This window comes from Amycolatopsis sp. NPDC051045 (genome assembly GCF_040682955.1).
Taxonomy (GTDB): Bacteria; Actinomycetota; Actinomycetes; order Mycobacteriales; family Pseudonocardiaceae; genus Amycolatopsis.
Genome location: NZ_JBFBCC010000001.1, coordinates 50,272 through 72,628 on the forward strand (window position 1 = coordinate 50,272; position 22,357 = coordinate 72,628).

20 protein-coding genes are annotated in these 22,357 nt (G+C 71.5%); 8 read left to right on the top strand and 12 right to left on the bottom strand.

All coding sequences use genetic code 11. The features are described from left to right. The first annotated feature begins 22 nt into the window (after positions 1-22). Both AB0M80_RS00210 and AB0M80_RS00215 read left to right on the top strand, forming a co-directional pair. On the top strand, positions 23-2,866 hold the full coding sequence (locus AB0M80_RS00210) for an AAA family ATPase (protein ID WP_364556676.1): 2,844 nt from the start codon (positions 23-25) through the stop codon (positions 2,864-2,866). Between the two features lie 167 nt (positions 2,867-3,033). Further along, positions 3,034-4,275, top strand: a complete 1,242-nt coding sequence (locus AB0M80_RS00215; RefSeq protein WP_364556679.1) for an SLC13 family permease — start codon at positions 3,034-3,036, stop codon at positions 4,273-4,275. A gap of 150 nt (positions 4,276-4,425) precedes the next feature. On the opposite strand, the gene AB0M80_RS00220 is transcribed toward AB0M80_RS00215, so the two are convergent. From AB0M80_RS00220 to AB0M80_RS00235, 4 genes are all read right to left on the bottom strand, one after another. Continuing rightward, complete coding sequence (locus AB0M80_RS00220) at positions 4,426-6,168, bottom strand: hypothetical protein (protein ID WP_364556682.1); 1,743 nt, start codon at positions 6,166-6,168, stop codon at positions 4,426-4,428. Between the two features lie 184 nt (positions 6,169-6,352). Continuing rightward, positions 6,353-7,537, bottom strand: a complete 1,185-nt coding sequence (locus AB0M80_RS00225; RefSeq protein WP_364556685.1) for a bifunctional RNase H/acid phosphatase — start codon at positions 7,535-7,537, stop codon at positions 6,353-6,355. Between the two features lie 77 nt (positions 7,538-7,614). Then, complete coding sequence (locus tag AB0M80_RS00230; RefSeq protein ID WP_364556688.1) at positions 7,615-8,352, bottom strand: C4-type zinc ribbon domain-containing protein; 738 nt, start codon at positions 8,350-8,352, stop codon at positions 7,615-7,617. A gap of 10 nt (positions 8,353-8,362) precedes the next feature. After that, on the bottom strand, positions 8,363-9,193 hold the full coding sequence (locus tag AB0M80_RS00235; protein ID WP_364556691.1) for a Nif3-like dinuclear metal center hexameric protein: 831 nt from the start codon (positions 9,191-9,193) through the stop codon (positions 8,363-8,365). Between the two features lie 323 nt (positions 9,194-9,516). Here AB0M80_RS00235 and AB0M80_RS00240 point away from each other — a divergent pair, with 323 nt between their 5' ends. Both AB0M80_RS00240 and AB0M80_RS00245 read left to right on the top strand, forming a co-directional pair. Then, entirely contained in the window at positions 9,517-9,981 is a 465-nt protein-coding gene (locus AB0M80_RS00240; protein ID WP_364556694.1) for a low molecular weight protein-tyrosine-phosphatase, read from the top strand. Positions 9,982-10,040: 59 nt separating this feature from the next. Beyond that, positions 10,041-10,877: an SURF1 family cytochrome oxidase biogenesis protein gene (locus AB0M80_RS00245; RefSeq protein WP_364556697.1), complete on the top strand. Its 837-nt coding sequence runs from the start codon at positions 10,041-10,043 to the stop codon at positions 10,875-10,877. A 34-nt stretch (positions 10,878-10,911) separates the two neighbouring features. Here the strand turns inward: AB0M80_RS00245 and AB0M80_RS00250 are convergent, their stop codons facing one another. Both AB0M80_RS00250 and AB0M80_RS00255 read right to left on the bottom strand, forming a co-directional pair. Beyond that, positions 10,912-11,802 carry a cobalamin biosynthesis protein gene (locus tag AB0M80_RS00250; protein WP_364556700.1) on the bottom strand — a complete coding sequence of 297 codons (891 nt, stop codon included), beginning with the start codon at positions 11,800-11,802 and terminating at the stop codon, positions 10,912-10,914. 40 nt (positions 11,803-11,842) lie between these two features. Next, entirely contained in the window at positions 11,843-12,556 is a 714-nt protein-coding gene (locus AB0M80_RS00255) for an FCD domain-containing protein (RefSeq protein ID WP_364556702.1), read from the bottom strand. Positions 12,557-12,657: 101 nt separating this feature from the next. Between AB0M80_RS00255 and AB0M80_RS00260 the strand changes: the two genes are divergently transcribed. The 4 genes from AB0M80_RS00260 (at position 12,658) to AB0M80_RS00275 (ending at position 15,454) form a co-directional block, all read left to right on the top strand. After that, positions 12,658-13,152: a gluconokinase gene (locus tag AB0M80_RS00260; RefSeq protein WP_364556704.1), complete on the top strand. Its 495-nt coding sequence runs from the start codon at positions 12,658-12,660 to the stop codon at positions 13,150-13,152. Continuing rightward, positions 13,149-14,516: a gluconate:H+ symporter gene (locus AB0M80_RS00265; protein WP_364556707.1), complete on the top strand. Its 1,368-nt coding sequence runs from the start codon at positions 13,149-13,151 to the stop codon at positions 14,514-14,516. The genes AB0M80_RS00260 and AB0M80_RS00265 overlap by 4 nt, the downstream gene beginning before the upstream one ends. Before the next feature lie 108 nt (positions 14,517-14,624). Next, entirely contained in the window at positions 14,625-14,948 is a 324-nt protein-coding gene (locus tag AB0M80_RS00270) for a metalloregulator ArsR/SmtB family transcription factor (RefSeq protein WP_364556710.1), read from the top strand. Then, positions 14,945-15,454, top strand: coding sequence for an SRPBCC domain-containing protein (locus AB0M80_RS00275; RefSeq protein WP_364556713.1), 510 nt, complete (start codon positions 14,945-14,947; stop codon positions 15,452-15,454). Before AB0M80_RS00270 ends, AB0M80_RS00275 begins: the two co-directional genes overlap by 4 nt. A gap of 48 nt (positions 15,455-15,502) precedes the next feature. Here the strand turns inward: AB0M80_RS00275 and AB0M80_RS00280 are convergent, their stop codons facing one another. Genes AB0M80_RS00280 through AB0M80_RS00305 form a run of 6 tightly spaced genes read right to left on the bottom strand, consistent with a single transcriptional unit; the run spans position 15,503 to position 22,256 of the window. Further along, on the bottom strand, positions 15,503-16,507 hold the full coding sequence (locus AB0M80_RS00280; RefSeq protein ID WP_364556716.1) for a BadF/BadG/BcrA/BcrD ATPase family protein: 1,005 nt from the start codon (positions 16,505-16,507) through the stop codon (positions 15,503-15,505). Next, positions 16,504-17,769, bottom strand: coding sequence for a 6-phospho-beta-glucosidase (locus tag AB0M80_RS00285; RefSeq protein ID WP_364556719.1), 1,266 nt, complete (start codon positions 17,767-17,769; stop codon positions 16,504-16,506). Before AB0M80_RS00285 ends, AB0M80_RS00280 begins: the two co-directional genes overlap by 4 nt. After that, positions 17,766-18,656 (bottom strand): carbohydrate ABC transporter permease, encoded by an 891-nt coding sequence (locus tag AB0M80_RS00290; protein ID WP_364556721.1) that lies wholly within the window; start codon positions 18,654-18,656, stop codon positions 17,766-17,768. The genes AB0M80_RS00285 and AB0M80_RS00290 overlap by 4 nt, the downstream gene beginning before the upstream one ends. Then, positions 18,653-19,678: a sugar ABC transporter permease gene (locus tag AB0M80_RS00295; protein WP_364556724.1), complete on the bottom strand. Its 1,026-nt coding sequence runs from the start codon at positions 19,676-19,678 to the stop codon at positions 18,653-18,655. The genes AB0M80_RS00290 and AB0M80_RS00295 overlap by 4 nt, the downstream gene beginning before the upstream one ends. Beyond that, positions 19,675-21,033 (bottom strand): extracellular solute-binding protein, encoded by a 1,359-nt coding sequence (locus AB0M80_RS00300; protein ID WP_364556727.1) that lies wholly within the window; start codon positions 21,031-21,033, stop codon positions 19,675-19,677. The genes AB0M80_RS00295 and AB0M80_RS00300 overlap by 4 nt, the downstream gene beginning before the upstream one ends. A gap of 11 nt (positions 21,034-21,044) precedes the next feature. Further along, positions 21,045-22,256 (bottom strand): ROK family transcriptional regulator, encoded by a 1,212-nt coding sequence (locus tag AB0M80_RS00305; protein ID WP_364558488.1) that lies wholly within the window; start codon positions 22,254-22,256, stop codon positions 21,045-21,047. Positions 22,257-22,357 lie beyond the last annotated feature (101 nt).

Below are 22,357 nucleotides of genomic sequence, written 5' to 3' on the forward strand. Positions count from 1 at the left end.
ACCCAACATGAAAGTCCTTACGGTGGATACCGAAGTAAATCCCGAGCACCCCGTCAGCGGGGCTTCGGTACCGAAGCGTCCCGCCCCGCGGCTCCCCGGCCGCGAGCCCGAGCTCAGCCGCCTGACCGGACTCTTCCCGGTCGCGCTGGGCGGCACGGCCGCCAGCGCGGTGCTGATCGGCGAGTTCGGCATGGGCAAGAGCGCCACCCTGCGCACCGTCGCGGCGCTGGCCGCGGACGCGGGCTTCACCGTCGCGCTCGCCACCGGGTCGCGGCTGGAGAGCCACCTGCCCGGCGGGCTCGTCCGCCAGCTGGCCGACGCGCTCGAGGAACCGGGCTCCCCGCGCCCGCCCGTCTCCGAGCTGTGCGGGCCGGCCGGCGAGAGCGAAGCCCTCGACCTCTTCTTCCGGATCGTCCGCGACGCGACCGAGCGGGGCCCGCTGCTCATCGGCATCGACAACGTCCACCTCGCCGACGTCTGGTCCATGCGGTGCCTGGCCTACATCCGCAACCGCGTGCTCGACCTGCCGGTCCTGATCATCCTGACGTCACTGACCGGGCACCCCCCGCACCGCGAGGTCGCGCTGCTGGACATGGCGGGCTGCACGCCGGCCACGATCGCGCTGAACGGTCTGGGTGACGCGGCCGCGGCGGAGATCCTCGGCCTCGCCCCCGGTGAGCTCGCCTCCGCCTGCCGCGAGGCGACCGGCGGCAACCCGTACCTGCTGCAGGCCCTGCGGCCGCGGCTGCTGCCCGGCGCGGACCCGCACGAGCTCGGCTCGTCGCAGATCGGGCAGGTGCTCCACATGCGGGTGCAGGAGTTCCCGCACGCGCCGGCCATCCTGCACGCGGCGGCGATCCTCGGCGAGGACGCCGACTTCGACCTGCTGGCCCGGCTGGCCGGCGTCGACGAGCTCGACGCGCTGCAGGCGATCGACACCATGGTGCGGCTGCACGTGCTCGCCAACAGCAGCCGGCCGGCGCTGACCTATTCGTTCGCCCGCAACTCCCTGCTGAAGGACATGCCGCAGACCACGCGGGCGGTCAACCACTCCCGGGCGGCGAAGCTGCTGAGCGAGGCGGGGGCGCCGCCCGAGCGGGTGGCCGCCCACCTGCTGGAAGCGACGTCGATCCGGATCCCGTGGGCCGTGGACGTGCTCCGGCTGAGCGCGCGCGACGCCGTGTTCTCCGGGCGGCCCGAGCTGGCCGCCCGCCACCTGCGGCGGGCGCTGGAGGAACGGCTCACCTCCGGGCGCCGGATGGCCGTGCTGCTGCAGCTCGCGCACGCGGAGTTCCAGTTCGACCCGCCCGCCGCGGCGAAGCGGGTGCGGGAAGCCGTCGACACCGTCGGCAACCGCGAGACCGCCGCGTTCATCGCCACCGCGATGCTGCTGTCGCTCTGCGGCGGCCAGGACGCCCGGCTCGGGATCAGCGCGGCGGGCCAGATCGCGGCGCGGCTCGACGCCGGCGGACCGGACGCCGTGTGGCCGCTGCTGTGCATGACCTACCTCGCCGAGGCCGGCAGCCGGCTCGGGCCGCCCCCGGAGTTCCGCGACTTCGAGGAACAGTGGGCGCCGCTGACCGACCCGGCGGCGCAGCGCAGTCGCTCGGCGCTGCTGGCGCTCGACGCCGTCCGCAGCGGCGAGTCGGCGCAGGACGCCGTCGCGCACTTCGCGGATGCCCTGTCTCTGGCCGGGGCTCCGCCCCGGGACGGGGGCTCCGCCACCCGGACCCCCCGCGAGGAGACGGGCGACGACGGCCAGCTCTTCGAGCAGCACTACTTCTTCACCCTGGCCACCGCGGTGCTCGCGGACGAGTCGGCGCACGTCGACCGCCTCTGCCGGGTCCTCGACGTCGAGCGCGAGCCGTGGGACGTGCACGTGCCACACGGCGCGCTGCCCACCCTGGCCCGCGGGATCGCGCTGCAGGCCAGCGGTGACCTGCAGCGGGCCAGCGTGCACTTCGAGTCCCTGCTGCGCCGCTTCGACGAGCGCGGCGGCACGACGACCTGCCCGGTCGGCGTGCTGTGCGCGGCTAAGCTCGTCGAGTGCTGGGTGGACCTCGGCCGGTTCGAGGCGGCGACGTCACTGCTGGACCGGATGGACTTCGTCGCCAGCCAGGGCCTGTTCACCCACACGTACCTGCTGTACGCGCGGGGCCGCCTGCGCGTCGCGACCGGGTACACGCGCTTCGGGTTCGAGGACCTGCTCAGCTGCGGGCGGCGGCTGGCCCACCACGGCATGCGGTTCCCGGGGTTCGTGCCCTGGCGCGCGCACGCCGCACGCGCCGCGCTGGCGCTCGGCCAGACCGACGACGCGGCCCGGCTGGCCGACGAGGACATGACCGCCTCGGCCCGCTGGGGTGCGCCGCGCCCGCTGGGCACGGCACTCACGACGCTCGGGCTCGTCCGGGAGGACGACGAAGCCGACCGGGCGCTGCAGAAGGCGATCGCGACGCTGCGGTCGTCGCCGGCCCGGCTGCAGCTGGCGACGGCGCTGACCGAGCTCGGCACGCTGCAGTCCCGGCACGGTCAGTCCGAAAAGGCCATCGAGACGCTCCGGCAGGCGGTCGAGCTGAGCGAGCAGTGCGGCGCGCGTCCGCTGGCCCGGCGCGCGGCGGAGGAGCTGCGCTCGTCGCGGCGCGCGCTGACCCCGGCGAAGGACAACGAGCACGGCCTGACCCGGCAGGAGAACCGCATCGCCGTGATGGCCGCGCAGGGCCTGACCAACCGCGAGATCGCGACGGCGCTGCACCTGACGCGGCGGACCGTGGAGCTGCACCTGTCGGGTGCGTACCGCAAGCTCGGCATCCCCGGGCGCGCGGAACTCGGTGGTGCGCTGGCGAAGTCTTCCCAGCGCGGCAGCTGAGTCCACTTCGGACGGTGGAGTGCGCAGCCCCCGGTTTCCACCGTAGCGGAAGGGGCTGACAAAACCGGCCGGCGGGCGAGCGGCCCAGCGGAATTGTCGGTGCCTGCCGGTAGTGTGGAAGTCGGGGGGCGGCGCCGCGTCCACCGTCGTCGGTTAGCGTGCACAGGGTGAACTTCTGGGCCGGGGCGGGAAGCCTGGCGCTCTTGGCTGCCGTGTTGGTCTTCGCCATCGTCCGGCCGCGGGGCTGGCCGGAAGCGGTGGCCGCCGTGCCGGCCGCGGGTGTCGCGCTCCTGCTCGGCTTGGTGCGACCCGCCGCGGCCGGGCACCGGGCCGTCGAAATCCTGCCGACGCTGGGCTTCCTGGCCGCGATCCTCCTTTTGTCCTTTCTGGCCAATGTGGACGGTGTGTTCAGCTGGCTCGGCAACCGGCTCGTCGAGGCGTGCCACGGCCGGCCGCGACGCTTGCTGGTGCTGACCTTCGCCGCCGCGGCCGGTGTCACCGCCGTCCTCAGCCTGGACGCCACCGTCGTGCTGCTCACCCCGGTCGTCCTCGCGACGGCGACGAGCCTCGAGCTGCCGGCCCGGCCGCACGTCTACGCGTGCGCGCACCTGGCCAACTCGGCGTCGACGCTGCTGCCGGTGTCCAACCTGACGAACCTGCTGGCCTTCGCCGCGTCGGGGCTGACCTTCGCCGGGTTCACCGCGCTGATGGCGCTGCCGTGGCTGATCACGCTCGGCATCGAACTGGTCGTCTTCCTGTGGTTCTTCGCCTCGGATCTGCGGCCGCGCGAAACGCCCGAACCGCGGCAGCACCTCGAGACGCCGACGTTCGCGCTCGTCATCCTCGGCCTGACGCTCGCCGGGTTCGCGGTGGGGCAGCTCGGGCACGTCGAGCCGGTGTGGATCGCGGCGCTGGCAGCGCTGATCCTCGGCGTGCGCGCGCTGGCGCGGGACAAGATCCGGCCGTGGCAGCTGGTCACCGAGGCGGCGCCGCAGCTGTGCCTGTTCGTGCTGGGGCTGGCGGTGGTCGTGGAGGCAGTGTCGGAGCACCTCCTCGGCGGCCTGCTCCGGGACGTCCTACCGACGTCGACGGGCCTGGTCGAGCTGCTGGTGGCAGCCGGGGTGGCGGCGCTGCTGGCCAACCTGGTCAACAACCTGCCGGCGACGCTGATCCTGCTGTCCGTGCTCGGCCCGCACCCGGCGCCGGGCGTGCTGCTGGCGGTGCTGCTGGGCGTCAACATCGGCCCGAACGCGAGCTACCTCGGTTCGCTGGCGACCCTGCTGTGGCGCCGGACGCTCCCCGAACCGCCCTCGGCCCGGACGTTCCACGCGCTGGGAGCGATCACGACGCCGCTGTGCCTGGCCGCGGCGACCGTCGCCCTCTGGCTGAGCCTCGGCTGGGCCTCGTGAACGGGCACCACCCACCACCGAACCCGGAACTCGCGTGATCGAAGCCGGAACTCGCGTGATCAAGGCCGGAAGTCGCGAGTTACGGCTCTGATCACGCGAGTTACGGCTCTGATCACGCGAGTTACGGCTCTGATCACGCGGGTTCCGGATTCAGCTGGGCATCGTGATCGTCTGGCCCGGCTTCATCGTCGGGCCGCAGTCGTCCAGCGGGCCGCCGAAGCGGTCCGCGGCCACCGCCGGGATCGTCTTCGCCGCGTACTCCTGGGCCGCCTTCAGCTTCGCCGGGTCGGTGACCGCGTCGCGGCGGACCCAGTCGCCGTTGCGAAGACCCTCGATCGGGGAGCTGTAGATCAGCACGTAGTCGCGGTCGAGGCGCGGGTCGAGCGCGATGCCGTTGCCCGCCGCCCACGGGCCCCACGAGTGGATGAACGTCGGCTTCACCGTGTCGAACACGTAGTTCCGCAGGCCCGCCAGGTCGTTGTCGTGCACCAAGTCGGCAATCGGCTTGTTCACCAGGCCCGCCATGTCGACCAGTTCCAGCCGGCTGGTCATCGACGAGCCGCCGAGGTCGGGCAGCAGCAGCGACGCCTCCTGCACGCCGAGGAGGTCGGCGTAGGTGTTGAAGCCGCGGCCGAAGCGGTCGGCCACCAGGCACGCCGTGATGTTCGGGTTCTTCGCGAAGTTGTCCGCGGCCTGGGCGAACCCGACGGCGGACGGGACGAACGCGGCGACCAAGACGGCGAGCACGCCGACGCGCAGCAGCGCCCGCCGGTGGCGCAGCAGCTCACCGGCCGAGAGGGTGCCCGCGATGACGGCCAGCGCCCAGATCGGGCTGGCGAACCGGTGCTGGTACATCCAGTCGGCGACCATCACGCCGTACGCGACGATCCCGAGCCCCAGCGGCACCAGCAGCGCGATCAGCGAACGTCGCCACGGCGCCTTGACCAGCGCGAACACGATCACCAGCGCGAGCGCGAGCACGCCGGCCCAGCCCGCGTAGCCGGCCAGCTCGAACGGCCGCTTCACGGCGTCGAACCCCGGCAGGCCCTGCTGCTTCGCCACCGACGGGTTGGCCAGCAGCCGTCCGAACTCCGCGTGCCGCCAGACGACGTACGCGCCGAACGGCACGGCGAACGCCGCCACCGATAGCAGCGCGAGCCGGAAGCTCTTCCAGAACAGGCCGGACCGCAGCAGGAACAGCGCCGCGAGCGGGTACGCGCCCGCGTAGATCAGGCCTTCGGGCCGGGTCAGCGCGGCGAACGCCACCATGACCCCGGCCCAGAGCGCCACCTTCGGCGTCAGCAGCACATCGCGCTTCACCGAGACGAACAGCGTCACACCCAGCGTGACGACCGCGAACGCGAACAGCGAGTTCTCCAGGCCGGACACGACCCAGATGACGTACGACGGGATCGTCGCCAGCGTCAAACCGGCGATCAGCGTCACCAGCCACGCGAAGCGGGTGAAGATCTGCTTCGCCGCGATGTAGCAGGCCGTCAGGACGCCACCGGTGAACAGCAGGCCCAGCAGCTTCGGGAACAGCACGTAGTCCGGGAAGCCGAAGAGGGTGCCGTGGTCGAAGAGGCCGACGAGCTTGCCGAGGCCGAGCAGCACCATCCACGTCGGGTCGGAGAAGCCCTCGACCGGCGGCGCGCCCGGCTGCAGCACCGGGCCGAGGCCGTCGGCGAAGCTGCGGGCGTAGGAGAAGGTGATCGCGGCGTCGTCGACGATCCAGTGGCCGTAGCGGATGGCGTGGACGGCGACCGCCGCTACGCCGGCGAGCACGGCCAGCACCGGCGCCAGCCGGGCGCCCCAGCCCCGCGTGGTCGTGCCGGTGGCCGGGTCGTCGGGCACGTCGCTTTCGGAGGTCTCGGTGAGTGCGCTAGCCGTCATGTCCTCGTCACTGTTCCGCCCGCAGGCTTCTGCCGGTGGGATACGCGCGAGCTGGCGCCCCCTTAGTGAGCCCGAACGCCGGACCCGCCACCGCGGCGACGCGGTCGAGACACTGTAGCCAATACTCCATCCGGGGTCCGCCAGGCGTCGGGGTCGAGCGTGATCCACCCCACATTTCCGCGGGTCAGGCCAGGTGCGAGGTGTCGTTGGCCAAGCGGACCGAGGCGTTCCCGTCCGGGTAGAACTCGACGATCGACAGGGACGCCAGGTCGAGGTGCAGCCGGAACAGCAGCTGCGGCCCGGCGTCGAGGCCCATCCGGAGCAGCGTCTTGATCGGCGTCACGTGGCTGACCAGCACCAACGTCCGGCCGCCGTGCTCGGCGATCAGCTCGTCGCGGGCCTTGCGGACGCGCCGGTGCACGACGTCGAAGCTCTCCCCGCCCGGCGGCGGGACCGAACTGTCCCCCAGCCAGGAGCGGTGCAGTTCGGGGTCGCGCTCGGCCGCTTCGGCGAACGTCAGCCCTTCCCAGTCGCCGAAGTCGGTCTCGATGAGCCCGGGGTGGGTCTCGACGCGCCCGCCGAGCGCGTCGGCGACGGCCTGCGCGGTCTGCTTGGTGCGGGTGAGCGGCGAGGCGATGATCGGCACGGCCTCGCCGTCGACGACCAGGCCGTCGGTGGCGGCCAGCCGCTTCGCCGCCGCCGCGGCCTGCGCGCGGCCCAGTTCGGTGAGCGGGACGTCACCGCGGCCGGAGTAGCGGCGCAGCGCCGACATCTCCGTCTGGCCGTGGCGCAGCAGGAGCAGCCGGGTCGGCGTGCCGCGCGCGCCGGTCCAGGCCACCGCCGCGCGGTCCGGGCGCCGGGTCGGCAGCTTCGGCGGGGTGGCGGGCGTGCCTGCGGCGCCTGTTCCGCCCGCTGCGGCGCCGGTCTTCGCGGCCGCCGCGGTCTTGCCGGGCCGGCCGGCCGCGGGCTTGCCGGTCGCCTCGTCCATGGCTTCGTTGGCCAGCCGGTCGGCGTGGGAGTTCTGCGCCCGCGGGATCCACTCGTACTTGACGCGGGCGAACCCGGCGGCCAGTTCCTTGGCCTGCGCGGCGAGCGGCTGCATGTCCGGGTGCTTGATCTTCCAGCGCCCGGACAGCTGCTCCACCACGAGCTTCGAGTCCATCCGAACGTCCACAGTGGACGCCCCCAGCTCGACGGCGGCGGTCAGGCCGGCGATCAGCCCGCGGTATTCGGCGACGTTGTTCGTGACCACGCCGAGGCTTTCCTTGCGCTCGGCCAGGACGTCGCCGGTGGCGGCGTCCTTGACCACCGCGCCGTAACCGGCCGGGCCCGGATTGCCCCGGGAGCCGCCGTCGGCTTCGACCACCACGTGCTTCGGGGGGTCCGTGGGGGCGGAGCCCCTCGGGTGGGGTGCGGGGGTTGCACCCCCGACGACACCGTGCGAAGTCACAGACCCGACTCCAAGGTCCGGACCAGGATCGCACCGCAGTTCTCGCACTGGATGATGTCGTCCTCGGGGGCGCCCTTGATCTCGTTGACGGTGTTGCGGTCCAGCTCCAGCTGGCAGGCCCCGCAGCGGCGGGCGCGCAGCAGCGCGGCCCCGATGCCCTTCTGCTCGCGGACGCGCTCGTACAGCTTGAGCAGCGGCTCCGGGAAGCGCGGCAGCAGCTTCGCGCGGTCTTCGTCGCGGCGCGCGCGGGTGGTGTCGAGGTCCTTGAACGCCTCGTCGCGGCGGGCGATCGCGGCGGCGACCCCGGCCTCGGCCTTGTCGACCTCGGCGCCGGTGCGCTGCGCGTCCAGGCCGAGGGCCTCGCGCTGCTCCATCAGCTCCAGCAGGTCGTCCTCCAAGGCGCGCTGGCGGCGTTCCAGCGACTGCAGCTCGTGCTCGATGTCGGTCATCTGCTTCGAGTTGACGGAACCGGACGCCAGGAGCTTGCGGTCGCGGTCCTCGCGGGCGCGGACCGACTCGATCTCCTTCTCCTGCCGGGCGATCTCGCGGTCGAGGTCGGAGGCGGCGGTGTCCACCGACACGAGCGCGTCGCGGCGCTCGCGGACGGTCTGCTCCCCCGCGTCGATCTCGGCCAGTTCGGGCAGGGTGCGACGGCGGTGTGCGGTGCGCGAGAGCTCGGCGTCCACCTTGGCGAGCTCGAGCAACTGACGCTGCACGGCGGGTTCGGCCTTCACGGTGCTCCTCTTAGATTGGCTTGCGCTCGGCGCGGACGTTCCACGGGTCGGTGCACCGCGTGGAGACGTGAACGTCGACGTTACCCGCAAACGCTTCCGCCACGACCGTCGAGGCTTGCCCGCACCAGGGCCACTCGCTGGCCCAGTGGGTCAGTCCGACCAGCGCGGGCACCGGGCCCCGGCCCGCGAGGTGCTCGCCGGCGGGGTGATGCCGCAGGTCGGCGGTGACGAAGGCGTCGACGCCGGCCGCGGTGGCCTGCTTCAGGTAGGAGTCACCGGCGCCACCGGACACGGCGACGGTGCGGATCGGGCGGTCCTCCTCGCCCGCCCCGAGCACGCCGGGCACGGTCGCGGGCAGGGCGTCGGCGACGCGCTGGACGAACGCGGCGAACGGCTCGGGCTCGGCCAGCTCACCCACGCGGCCGATGCCGGTGACCCCGTCGTCGTTCGGTTCCAGCGGGCCGGTCACGCGCAGCCCGATCGCCGTGGCGAGCGCGTCGGAGACGCCCGGGTCGGCGGAGTCGGCGTTGGTGTGCGCGCAGTAGAGCGCGATGCCTTCGCGGATCATCCGGTGCACCAGCGCGCCCTTGGCGGTGTCGGCGGGCACGCCGTGCACGCCGCGCAGCAGCAGCGGGTGGTGGGCGACGATCAGCTGTGCCCCGAGTTCGACGGCCTCGTCGACGGTCTCGGCGACCGGGTCGACGCAGAACAGCACCCGCGAGACGGGTTCGCCGGGGTCGCCGCAGACGAGGCCGACGGCGTCCCACGACTCGGCGAGCGCGGGCGGGTAAGCCCGTTCGAGCACGGCGATGACTTCGGAAATGGCGGAGGGCGCGGACACGCGGTGATTTTCGCATGTCCCGTTCCCGGCCGGGCGCCTTCGGTCCTTGCTCGTCACGGTGACGGCGGCCCTCGCCCGCTTCCCTCTGTTCGGCGGGTTGGGGGCGCCCCGGCGGCCTCAGGCCGCCGCGGGCGCCGGGTGCGGTCAGTTGCAGTTGCCGCAGCAGCCGCAGCCCTGACCCGTGCACTTCGAGCAGCACCCGTGCATGATCGCTCTCCTTCCGGTTCGCGTCCTCGCCCGATCGACGCTAAGTGCGCGGCGCGGGCCGCGGATACCGCCGAGCGGGCGGGTGACCGGGTGAACCCGGTGGTTACGCTCGGGACGTGACGCACATCGTCTTCGTCTGCTCCGGCAACATCTGCCGCTCCCCGATGGCCGAGCTGGTGTTCCGGTCCCGGCTCGACGACGCCGGCCTCGGTGACGCCGTCCGCGTGACGAGCGCGGGCACCGGCCCGTGGCACGCCGGGGAGCCCGCCGACAAGCGCGCCCGCGCGACGCTGAAGGCGCACGGTTACCCGACCGCGCACGTCGCCTCCGAAGTGTCCGACGAAGACCTGGCGGCCGATCTGCTGGTGGCGGCCGACTCGGGGCACGCGGAGTTCCTGCGCGCGCAGGTCGGCGACCCGGCGAAGGTGCGGCTGCTGCGGTCGTTCGACCCGTCGGCGCCCGAGGGCGCCGAGGTCCCGGACCCGTACTACGGCGGCGACGACGGCTTCGAAGACGTCCTCGGCATGATCGAGCGCGCCGTGCCCGGTTTGCTGGAGTGGGTGCGTACGAGCCGGGGCTGACGTCACAGGTGACGGAGGTCGGCGGGCGGCGCGGGCGGGGCACGGCCTACCGTGGTGGGGTGCGGTTGCGGTTCCTGCTCCGGCCCGGGTGGCTGGCTCTGACGGCGGTGGTGTTCACCTTCGCCATCTGCTGCTTCACGCTGCTCTCGCCGTGGCAGTTCAGCCGCAACGCCGAACGCGAGCAGCAGAACGCCGCGCTGGAGGCGTCGTTCACCGCGGCGCCGGTGCCGCTGGCGCAGCTGCTGCCGCCGGGGAGCGTGCCCGGCGAGCGCACCGAGTGGCACCTCGTCTCGATCACCGGGCAGTATCTGCCGGACAAGGAAGTCGTCGCGCGGCTGCGGACGGTCCAGGGCGAAGGCGCCTTCGAGGTGCTCACGCCGCTGCGGACCACCGACGGCACGATCGTGCTGATCGACCGCGGCTACGTCCGGCTGGACAGCAAGTCCGCCGCGCTGCCGCATCCACCGCCGCCGTCGGGGACCGTGCAGGTCACCGCGCGGGTGCGCGCGGACGAAACCGACCCGAAGAACCGCGACGCGTTCGCCGACGCCTCGACCGGCGGCCAGCTGCAGAGCTACGTCGTCGACTCCCGGGTCGTGGCGCGTGCGGGCCGGCTCGACATCCGGCCCGGCTACTTCCAGCTCGACGTCGGCCAGCCCGGCGTGCTCGGGGCGTTGCCGCTGCCGCAGACGGACTCGGGGCCGTTCCTGTCCTACGCGCTGCAGTGGATCGCGTTCGGGGCGATGGCGCTGCTCGGCTGGCTGTACTTCACGGTCCGCGAGCTGAAGCCGGGCGGGGCGCTGGCTTCGGAGTCCTCGCCGGGCCGGACGCGCCGGAAGTCCGTCGCGGAGATCCTGGCCGAGGACGAGTACGCGGAAAGCGGCCCTCAGCGGTAGGCCGGAAGGGCCCTGCGGTGAGGCCGGGGCTGACTCAGCTCGAGCGCCGCCGGAGTCCGGCCACCACGGCCAGTACCACCGATGTCGCCCCCGCCAGCCAGCCCACCACGCGGGACAGCTCCACCGCCCGCGTGACGTGCCCCGCGTCCGGGTTCCGGCCCACGCCCAGCACCGGCAGCTCCGCCACCCCGTGCGGGTACACCGTCCGGCCGCCGACGCGGATCTCCAGTGCTCCCGCGAACGCCGCCTCCACGCGGCCCGCGTTCGGGCTCGGGTGGGCGATCGTGTCGCGGCGCCACGCCCGCCACGCGCCGCCCGCCGAACCGCCGACCACCGGGGCCGCCAGCACCGTCAGGGCCGCCGCCACGCGCGTCGGGACCAAGTAGACCAGCTCGTCGAGGCGGTCGATCGCCCAGTGGCCGCGGCGGCCGGCGCGGGACCGGCGTAGCAGGCTCACCGCCCGCGCCCCCAGCAGGCCCGGCACGCCCGCCAGCGCGCCCCACACCAGCGGGGCCACGACCGCGTCGGACGTGTTCTCCGCCAACGTCTCCACCGAGGCACGGGACAGCGCGATCGCGCCCAGGCCGTCGGCCACCCGGGGGTCCAGTTCGGACAGTGTCGAGCGCGCCGGCTCGAAGCGGCATTCCTCGAGGTCGCGGGCCAGCTCGGTGCCCTGCAGCGCCAGCCCGGCCGCGCCGAGCACCGCCCACGTCGTCACCGCCGTCGCCGACGCCTGCACCAGCGGGCGGCCGCGGCCGGCGCGCTCCAGCACCGCCCCGCCCAAGACCACCGCGCCCGCGACCAGGACGCCCGCGCCGTGCGGGAGACGGCGGAACGCCGTCACCGGGGGCCGTCGCCGGGGGTCGCCGAGGGCGCCGTCGGCCGCCACACCCAACACCAGTCCGATCGCGCGTGCCGCGCTCACCCGTGCCCCCCGGGGAAAGAAAGTCCAGTTCCCGAGGAGGCTACTCGACCTCGGGACCCCCCTCCGATACCAGGGCGGCGATCTCCTCCCGCGCCTGGACGACGATGTCCCGCATCGCCCGCTCCGCCCGGTCCGCGTCCCCGGCGGCCACCGCCGCGGCCACCGCCAGGTGCAGCGCCACCGCCTCGGGCTGCGGCTCCGGCGGCATCAGGCCGTGCCCGGTCCGCCCGGTGAGCACCTCCGCGACGATCTCGGACAGCTGCGCGAACATCGGGTTCCGGGACGCGGTCAGCAGCAGGTCGTGGAAGGCGATGTCGAACCCGAGGAACGCCGAGAGGTCGCGGGCCTTGGCCGTCCGCGCCAGCCGCTCCCCCAGCGCGCCCAGCCGGCCGCGCTCCTCCGGGGTCGCCCGCAGGGCCGCGAACCGCGCCGCGCACGGCTCGATCGCCGACCGCAGCTCGTTCAGCGTGGCGAGCGCCGCCGGGCGGCCCGGGCCGTCGAGCTGCCAGCGGATCAGCCGCGGGTCGTAGTGGTTCCACTCCACCGGTTCCCGGACGATCACCCCGACCCGCCGCTTGCTGCTGGTCAGCCGCATCGTCTCCAGGACGCGGACGACTTCGCGGGCCACGGTCCGCGAAGCTCCGAAGTGCTCCTGCAGCTCTTCGGAGCGCAGCACTGTGCCCGGCACCAGCGACCCGTTCGCGATCGCCGCGCCCAGCGCGTCCAGCACCTGCTCGTGCCTGTCGGTCCCCACCGGACCAACCTAACGTCTGATTCGATTAAGTAGTACTTCATCTTGAATAAGTAGTACTTTTGAGTTTCACTCACCTGGGCACAACGAAGTGGGAGGTGCGGATGACCGTCATCGTGGTGATGGGGGTGTCAGGCTCCGGGAAGACGACGATCGGCACGGCGCTCGCGAACGCCCTCGACGTCGAGTACGCCGAAGCCGACACGTTCCATCCGAAGGCCAACATCGACAAGATGACCGCCGGCACCCCGCTGACGGACACCGACCGCGCGCCGTGGCTCGAAGCCATCGCCGGCTGGATCCGCGAGCACGAGGCCACCGGCGGCGTCGTGACGTCGTCCGCGCTCAAGCGCCGCTACCGCGACGTCCTGCGCAGCGGTGGCGACGTCTGGTTCGCCCACCTCAACGGCCCGCGCGCGCTCCTGGCCGAGCGCATGAAGACCCGCTCGGGCCACTTCATGCCGGTGTCGCTGCTGGACTCGCAGCTGGCCGCCCTCGAACCCCTCCAGCCCGACGAGCCCGGCGCGATCTTCGACATCACCGGCACTCCGGAGGAGATCACCGAGGCCGCCCTGACCGCCTTCCGGGAGCACGCGTGAACACCGTCGTCGCCGCCGGCTGGACCGGCCACGACACCCGCCTGATCGCCGCGACCCTCATCGCGATCGCCGTCATCGTCGTGCTGATCACCAAGGTGAAGCTGCACCCGTTCCTGTCGCTGGTGCTCGGTTCGCTCGCGCTGGGCCTGATCGCCGGGATGCCGATCGCCGACCTGATCAAGAAGTTCTCCGCCGGCGTCGGCAGCACGGTGGCATCCGTCGGCATCCTCATCGCCCTCGGCGCGATGCTCGGCAAGCTGCTGGCCGACTCCGGCGGCGCCGACCAGATCGTCGACACCGTGCTCGGCAAGGCCCGCGACAAGAGCCTCCCGTGGGCGATGGCGCTCGTCGCGGCGCTGATCGGGCTGCCGATGTTCTTCGAGATCGGCCTCGTCATGCTGATCCCCGTGGTGCTGCTCGCGGTCAAGCGCACCGGAAAGCCGTTGATGCTGCTGGGGATTCCCGCGGTGGCCGGGCTTTCGGTGCTGCACGGGCTCGTCCCGCCGCACCCCGGTCCGCTCGCCGCGGCGGGCGCGCTGAACGCGAACGTCGGGCTCACGCTGGCGTTCGGCCTGCTCGTCGGCATTCCGACCCTGATCGTCGCGGGCCCGCTGTTCGGCAGGCTCGCGGCCCGGCTGGTGCCGGACGCCGCGCCGCCGGAGCGGCTGATCCCGGAACGCGCCGACCCGGACAAGCCGCGCCCGAGCTTCGCCGCGACGCTCACGACGGTGCTGCTGCCGGTCGTGCTCATGCTGGCGAAGGCGCTGTCGGACATCCTGCTGGCCAAGGACAGCCAGGCCCGCAAGATCCTGGACTTCGTCGGCGACCCGCTCATCGCGCTGCTGGCGGCGGTGCTGGTCGGCATGGTGCTGCTCGGCCGCCCGGCCGGGCTCGACCGCGGGAAGCTGTCCACTGTGGTCGGTGACTCGCTCGGCCCGATCGCCGGGATCATCCTCATCGTCGGCGCCGGCGGCGGGTTCAAGCAGACCCTGGTCGACGCCGGGGTCGGCGACGTCATCACCGGGCTGGCCAAGGACGCGAGCCTGTCGCCGCTGCTGCTCGGCTGGCTGGTCGCGGTGGCGATCCGGCTGGCGACGGGCTCGGCCACGGTCGCGACGGTCTCCGCGGCGGGCATCGTCGCCCCGCTCGCCGCGGACATGGACCCGTCGCAGAGTGCCCTGCTGGTGCTCGCCATCGGGGCCGGCTCGCTGTTCTTCTCGCACGTCAACGACGCCGGCTTCTGGCTGGTCAAGGAGTACTTCGGGCTCTCGGTCGGTCAGACGCTGAAGAGCTGGTCGGTGATGGAGACCCTGATCTCGGTGGTCGCCATCGCGCTGATCCTGCCGCTTTCGCTGCTGGTCTAGCTCAAGGGCCGTGAATGCCACCTTGAGGGACTTGGCGTCCCTCAAGGTGGCATTCACGGCTTTGGCGTCCGTTGACAGGTGACCTTTTGGTCACCTATTCTCGGTGGCGTGCCCGACGACGACCAGGTGTTCAAGGCGCTGGCGGATCCGACCCGCCGGTTCCTGCTCGACCTGCTCTTCGAACGTGACGGCCGCACGCTCACCGAGCTGGAGACCCAGGTGGACATGACCCGCTTCGGCGTCATGAAGCACCTGAAGCTCCTGGAAGAGGCCGGGCTCGTCGTCGCACGCAAGGAAGGCCGCGAGAAGCGGCACTTCCTCAACCCCGTCCCGATCCGCCAGATCCACGACCGGTGGATCGACAAGTACACCGAGCGCCAGGTCACCGCGCTGCTCGACCTCAAGAACGAACTGGAAGGCGAAGAACCATGACGAACACCGTGCAGGTCCACCGCGTCTACATCAAGGCGACCCCGGAGCGCATCTGGGAGGCCATCACCAAGCCGGAGTGGACGCAGAAGTACGGCTACACCGGCCTCGTCGACTTCGACCTCAAGCCCGGTGGCAAGCACCGCACCCGCCCGACGCCGGAGTTCATCGACGCCGGCTTCACCGGCGACCTCGTCGACGGCGAAGTGCTCGAGGTCGACCCGCCGCGCAAGCTCGTCGTCACGTGGAAGCTGCTGATGGGCCCGAACGTCGCCGAGGAGCCCTACAGCACCCTCACCTACGACATCGAGGAAACCAAGACCGCGGGCACCAGACTCACCGTCACCCACGACCTCACCGGCGCCCCGAACACCGCCGCGCTGGTGAGCGGCGAGCTCGACGACGTCAACGCCGGTCCCGGCGAGAACGCGGGTGGCGGCTGGGCGTGGATCCTCTCGGACCTCAAGTCCCTGCTGGAGACGGGCGAAGTCATCGTCCCCGCGCCGTAAGGGGGTCTGGCGGCCTGCCTCGCGCCGCTTCGAGGCAGGCCGCCAGGGCTATGCGCGCTGGGTCGCCGCCTTGAGAGCCGCCTTCGCGGCCTCGGACGCGCCCAGCGTGTCCAATCCGGACAACGCCGCCCCCACCACCGGGTTCACGTCGACGACCCGGACCACCGCGCGCGGCGCCACTTTGAGGCACCGGCGCTCGATCTCCGCGATCACCGGCGCGCCGATCCCGGTCAGCACGCCACCGCCGAGGACGATCTCCGGGGCGTCCGCCGTCAGGTCCAGCTCGCGGAGGATCACCGTCGCGAACACGCTGACCTCTTCGACGAACCGGGTGACGATGTCCTGCGCGACCTCGTCGCCGGCCGCCGCCACCTCGAACAGCAGCGGGCACAGGCCGTGGATCGACGCCGGGTCGATCTCCTCGAAGTGCAGGCCCTGCACCACGTCCAGCAGCGTCGGCCTGCCGAAGTAACCGGCCACCGCGGGCTGGAGCGCGGTCCGCGGGCCGCGGCCGTCCTCGGCGCGCACGGCCCACCACAGGGCTTCCTCGCCGAGCCGGTAGCCGCCGCCCCAGTCGCCGGAGATCTTGCCCAGCGCGGGAAAGCGGTGCACGCGGCCGTCCGGGCCGACGCCGGCGCCGTTGATCCCGGCGCCGCACACCACCGCGACGCCCACTCCCGCGCTGCCCGCCCGAAGCAGCGCGAGGGTGTCGTTGCCGACGGTCAGGGTGTCGCTCCAGCCGCGGGCCGCGAGCGCCGCGTGCAGCGCCTCCTCCTCGCGCGGGAAGTCGAGCCCGGCGAGGTAGGCGGAGGTGTGCGTCGCGAACGGCTTGTCCCCGAATTCGGGGTACGCCTGCAGCACCAGGTCTTCCAGCGCCGCGACGCACGCCGCGACGCCGATGTTCTGCGGTGACGCCCCGGGGCCGCGCGACTTCCCCAGCACGACACCGTCTTCCGAGATCACCAGGACCTCGGTCTTGCTGTTGCCGCCGTCGATCGCGATGACGGCCGCCGACGTACTCTTCCCCGCGGAGGCGGAATCGGACACGCTCATCCGCGCGCCCAGGGCAGGTACTCGCGGTTGATCTGCACCAGTGAATCGGCGAGGGTGTCGGCCTTCGTGTACTGCCCGACCAGCGGGTGCGCCAGCAGGGCGTCGGCGACGCGGTCGCGACCGCCCCTGATCGCCGCCTCCAGCGCCAGGAACTCGTACGCCGTGGTCGCCGCGACGAGCCCGGAGTACTGCGGCTCCACCGGCGGCTGCGGGATCGGCGTCGCGCCCTTGGAGTCCACAGTGGATCGTGTCTCGATGACGGCGTCGTCCGGGAGGAACGGGAAGGTGCCGTCGTTGCGGACGTTCACCACGTGCTCCTCGGCCGGGCCGCCCGCGGTCAGCGCGTGCACCAGCTGCACGGCGGCCTCGGAGTAGTACGCCCCGCCGCGCTTCTCCAGCGACTCCGGCTTGGTGTTCTGCTCCGGGTCGAGGTAGATCTTGAGCAGCTCTTCCTCGACATCGCTGACCACGTCCGCGCGCGGGCGTTCGGTGCGCTGCTTGGCGACCTGCTCGTCGTGCGCGTAGAAGTACTTCAGGTAGTACGACGGCACGACGTTCATCCGCCGCAGCCACTTCTCGGGCACGCTGACCTCGTTCGAGAGGTATTCGAGGTGCTGGTCCAGCAGCTCGGGCAGCCGGTCGACACCGTCGACGAGCGCGCCGCGCTCCCAGCTCAGGTGGTTCAGTCCCGTATGGACGAGCTTGACGTCGTCCGCGCCGACACCCAGGAGCTTGCCGAACTGCCTCTGCAGGTTGATGGCGACGTTGCACAGCCCGACCGCGCGGTGCCCCTCGTTGAGCAGCGCGCGGGTGACGATGCCGACCGGGTTGGTGAAGTTGACGATCCACGTGTCATCGCCGGCGATCTTGCGGACGCGCTCGGCGATGTCGAGCACCACCGGCACGGTCCGCAGGGCTTTCGCCAGGCCGCCCGCACCGGTCGTCTCCTGGCCGACGCAGCCGCAGGCGTGCGGGAACGTCTCGTCGGACCGCCGCGCCCGCTGGCCGCCGACGCGCAGCTGGATCAGCACGGCCGACGCGCCGTCGACACCCTCTTCGAGCGACTGCGTGGTCCGCACCCGCGCCGGGTGGCCGGCGTGGTCGAGGATGCGTTGGCTGAACCCGCCGACGGCCTCGACGCGGTAGGCGTCCGGATCGACCAGCACGATTTCGTCGACGTCCAAAGTGGAACGTCGGCCGGCGATCCCGTCGATCAGCTCCGGCGTGTAGGTGGACCCGCCACCGACGACTGCCAGCTTCATCCCTTGACTCCCGTGAATGTGATGCCCTTGACGAACGACTTCTGCGCGAACACGAACAGCACGATCACCGGCGCCATGATCAGCGCGGTCGCCGCCATCGTCAGGTTCCACTCGACGTGGTGCATGCCGCGGAAGGACGCGATCGCCAGCGACAGCGGCCAGTGGTCCTGGTTCTCGCCGGTGTAGAGCAACGGCCCGAAGTAGTCGTTCCAGGTGAACAGGAAGCAGAACATCGCGGTGGCCGCGATCCCCGGCTTGGCCATCGGGATCAGCACGCGGTACATGGCCTGGAACTCGTTGCAGCCGTCGATCTTCGCCGCTTCCAGGTAGTCCTTCGGAATGGTGAGGAAGAACTGCCGGAGCAGGAAGATCGAGAACGCGTCGAAGAAGAAGTACGGCACGACCAGCGGCACCAGTGTGCCGGTGAGCCCCATCCGCACCCACAGGTCGTACAGCGGCACGACGGTGACCTGCGGCGGCAGCAGCATCGCCGCCACGGTCAGCATGAAGAACAGGTTCTGCCCGCGCCACCGCAGTTTCGCCAGCGCGTACGCCGCCGGGATCGCCGAAAGCAGCGCACCCCCGGTCGCCAGCGCCGAATACAGCAGGCTGTTGCCGAAGTATTCGAGCAGCGGCGCCTTCTGGAACACCTTGACGAAGTTCTCGAAGTGCCATTCGCTCGGCCACAGGCTCGCCGTCATCGCCTGGTCGTTCGCCATCACCGCGGTGAGGAACACGAACAGCAGCGGCAGCATGAAGATGACGCCGAGCGCGATCCCGATCGCGTGGGTGGCGATGAAGGACAGCCGCTTGTCCCAGTTGCGCTTGAACCGCACTTTCGGCGGCACGCCCGCCGGTTTCTGCGGCGCTTCGGCCAACGCGGTCATGCCCCCTCCTCCTGGTGCTGGGACTTCCGCAGCTGCCGGACCAGAATCCACGTGAAGGCCGACGAAACGATGAACAGCAGCACCGCCATCGCCGCCGCGTAACCCATGTTGAAGTAGCGGAAACCCTGGACGTACAGCCAGATCGGATAAGTCAGCGTCGAGTTCTGCGGCGCCCCGATGAGTTTCGAGTTGCCGGCGACGTCGGCCGTGCCTGCCGAGGCGGACGCCGCGACGATCGCCTGCGTGAAGAACTGCAGCGCGTAGATGATCGAGTTGACCACGCCGAACAGCAGCACCGGCGAGATCGATGGCAGCGTGACGTGCCAGAACCGGCGGACCGCGCCGGCGCCGTCGAGCTCCGCGGCTTCGTATTGCTCGGTCGGCACGTCCAGCAGCGCGGCCAGGATGATGATCATCAGCTCGCCGGAGCCCCACAGCGCGAGCAGCGTCAGCGCGGGCTTCGACATCGCCGGGCTGTTGAACCAGAGCCCGCCGTCGATGCCGACGAGCCGCAGGAACCGGTTGACCGGACCGAATTCGGGGTTGAACACGAAGACGAACGCCAGCGTGGCCGCCGCGGGCGGGGCGAGCGTCGGCAGGTAGCACAGGGTCCGGACCAGCCCGACCCCCGACTTCAGCCGCGAGATGACCGAGGCGATGCCGAGGGAGAACACCACGCGGCAGACGGTCAGGATGACCACCAGCCACAGCGTGTTGTACGCGGCCGTACCGACCAGCGGCTCGGTGGTGAACATCCGGACGTAGTTGCCGAAGCCGATGAACTGCGGCGGGTTGATCAGGTCGTACCGGGTGAAGGAGTAGTAGACCGTGGCGATCAGCGGGTAGCCGAAGAAGATCAGGAACCCGAGGAACGCCGGGGCCATGAAGAAGAAGACGGTCCGGCGGCGCTTGGCCCGGCGGGCCCCCGCCCGCGCCTTCTCAGGCGCGGCCGGGGAAGCCTTCTCCGCGAGCGTGCGGGGCGAGGGACTCTTCACCGCCGAGGCCCCATCGGACAGAGTCATCCGCCCGCGCCCTTCTGCTTCAGTTCGTCGTCGATCTGCGCGTCCACCTTCTTCAGGCCTTCGGTCAGCTCGGGTACCGAACCGGCCTGCCACTTCTCGGCGAAGTCGTTGACCGCCTTGAGGTGCGCGTCGCCGATCGGGGTGGTCTGGTTGGCCACCAGCTTGCCGCTGTCGTAGATGTCGAGGAACGTCTTGAACTGCGGCTGCAGGTCCAGCTTCGGCGAGGTGAGCGCCGCCTTGGTGCTGGGCACGTTCTTCAGGCCGTTGGCCATGTCCACCAGGGTGTCGGTGTCCAGGGTGACCTGCTTGATCAGCTCCCACGCGGCACCGGGGTTCTTGGCGCCCTTGGGGATCGCGATGATCGTGCCGGTGGTGAAGCCGCCGCCGTAGTGGTCGGCCATGGTGTCGAGCACCGGCGCGGGCGCGGTGGCGTAGTTGACGTTCGGCGCCTGGTCCTTGAGGAACGCGGTGCGGAATTCACCGTCGTAGATCATCGCCAGCTTGCCCTTGTGGAAGCCGTTGTCGGCGGAGTACTCGTCGCCGAGACCGGCCTTGAACTGCTCGACCTTGGCGTGGCCGCCGTAGAAGTCGATGAGCTGCTTCTGGAACTCGAACATCGCCTTCCAGCCGGGGTTGGTGGCGAGGTCGGACTTGCCGTCCGGGCCGAGGAACGGCGCGCCGAAGTTCGGTGCCCAGTACTGGGCCTGGTTGGCGTAGAACGGCATCGAGGGCAGGAAGCCGGCGACCTTGATCGAGCCGTCCGGGTTGAACTCGGTCAGCTTCTTGGTGGCCTCGAACAGTTCCGAGGTGGTCTTCGGCGGCGAGGTGATGCCCTTCGCCGCGAACATGTCCTTGTTGTAGTAGAGGCCGTAGACGTCGGCGAGCATCGGCATCGCGCACCGCTTGCCCTGGTACTCGGTGTAGTTGCGAACGGCCTCGGGGATCTGGTTGAGGTCGATCTTGTCGCGCTCGATGTAGGGCTTCAGGTCCTGGAAGCTGCCGGTGGAGCACCAGGCGCCGAGGTTGTCGGTGTAGAAGGAGATCGCGACGTCGGGCGGGTTGCCACCGCGGATCGACTGGGTGAGCTTGTCGTCGTCCTGGTTGCCTTCGTGCTTGATCTCGATGTTGGGGAACTTCGCCTTGAGCTTGTTCAGGCCCGCGGTGACCACGCCGTACTCGCGGTCGGTGAACTTGGAGTACACCGTGATGGTCAGCTTGTCGTCCTTACCGGGCGCGGCGGCCGCGGCACCCCCGCTCGGGGCGGCGGCGCCGGAACAGGCGCTGGTCAGCAGGACGGACGCCGCGGCGGCAACCGCTAACAGCGAGCCGCGGCGGATCCGGGTGGTAGGGGGCATGGCCCTCCTCCTCATCGGTTGGGGCTACTCGGTCGGGGACGGGTGCTGCCGCCCTCGGGCCTGCGCGACCCGAGGAGCGTGGGGGTGACGACGCCGAAGACGTCCTCACGGGTGGTGGCGAGCGCGGACTGCAGCGCACCCGCCCGGACGGCGTTGCCCTGCACCGAAGCGCAGCCGACGGGCGTGCGCGGCAGGACGAGTTCGTGCAGCTTTTCCTGCACCAGCGCGGCGAACTCCTCGCCACCGGCGCGGCTGGTGTCGCCGCAGAGGAGCACGAGCTGCGGGTCGGCGACCGCGACGAGGTTCGCGACGCCGCCGGCGACCCGCCTGGCGAGGTCGTCGAGGAAGGGGTGTTGTGCCCCGGCTTTCGTTACGGCGTCCCAAGCGGTTTCGGCCTGGATGCCGTGAGCCGCGGCGAGGCGGCAGATGGCGGGTGAGTCGACGAGGTTGCCGAACCGGGCACCGGCCTCGGGCCAGACGTCACCGGTGTCCACGGTGGCCGGGTCGGGCACGCGCATCCAGTCGATCTCGCCACCGCCGCCGGTGGCGCCACGCAGCAGCCGCCGTCCGATGACGACCGCGCCACCGACGCCTTCGGACAGCCACACCATGACGAAGTCGTCGACGTCCTGGGCTTTCCCGGCGGTCATCTCCTCGACGGCGACGAGGTTGACGTCGTTCTCGATGAGGACGTCGACACCGAGTTCGTCGCTGAGCTTCTGCGGGACGTCGAAGCCGAGCCAGCCGGGGATGTGCGGGGCGGAGGAGAGCAGGCCGGTCCGCGGATCGAACGCCCCCTGCGCACCGATCACGACGTGGGCGAGCTCTTGCCGGGTGATGCCCGCTTCCCCGGCGACTTGACTCAGGGCTTCGCCGAAGGTCCCGACGACGTCGGCGCCCTCGTGGACGGGCAGCGGAACCTGGTGTTCGGCGAGCACGACCCCGGCGACGTCCGCGACGACGAAGTCCGCGATGTGCGGGGTGAGGTCGACGGCGGCGACGAAGGCGAGGCTGCCGTTGGCCGCCCAGAGCTGAGCCCGGGGTCCCCGTCCGCCACCGCGGACGCCGGCCTTGACGACCAGGTCGTCCAGCTCCAGCCGGGTGAGCAGCTGCGCGGTGGCGGGCTTGGAGAGCCCGATGGCGAGCTCGAGTTCGGCCCGCGTGAGCGGGCCCTCCCGCAGGAGGACCTCGATGGCGGCGCGATCGTTGATCTCGCGCAGCATCCGCGGGCTGCCGGCTCGCACTCGTCGTCTCCCGACTTAATTAGGATACTTTACAGACGGTTTCGCAGGACTGTAGTGAGCCGGGGCACAGTCGTCAACGG

Coding starts and splice junctions, on each gene's coding strand:
- AB0M80_RS00305 (WP_364558488.1), bottom strand. CDS start 22,256: ATGCTGCGCGAGATCAACGATCGCGCCGCCATCGAGGTCCTCCTGCGG.
- AB0M80_RS00290 (WP_364556721.1), bottom strand. CDS start 18,656: ATGACCGCGTTGGCCGAAGCGCCGCAGAAACCGGCGGGCGTGCCGCCG.
- AB0M80_RS00295 (WP_364556724.1), bottom strand. CDS start 19,678: ATGACTCTGTCCGATGGGGCCTCGGCGGTGAAGAGTCCCTCGCCCCGC.
- AB0M80_RS00220 (WP_364556682.1), bottom strand. CDS start 6,168: ATGACGGCTAGCGCACTCACCGAGACCTCCGAAAGCGACGTGCCCGAC.
- AB0M80_RS00285 (WP_364556719.1), bottom strand. CDS start 17,769: ATGAAGCTGGCAGTCGTCGGTGGCGGGTCCACCTACACGCCGGAGCTG.
- AB0M80_RS00280 (WP_364556716.1), bottom strand. CDS start 16,507: ATGAGCGTGTCCGATTCCGCCTCCGCGGGGAAGAGTACGTCGGCGGCC.
- AB0M80_RS00275 (WP_364556713.1), top strand. CDS start 14,945: ATGACGAACACCGTGCAGGTCCACCGCGTCTACATCAAGGCGACCCCG.
- AB0M80_RS00300 (WP_364556727.1), bottom strand. CDS start 21,033: ATGCCCCCTACCACCCGGATCCGCCGCGGCTCGCTGTTAGCGGTTGCC.
- AB0M80_RS00260 (WP_364556704.1), top strand. CDS start 12,658: ATGACCGTCATCGTGGTGATGGGGGTGTCAGGCTCCGGGAAGACGACG.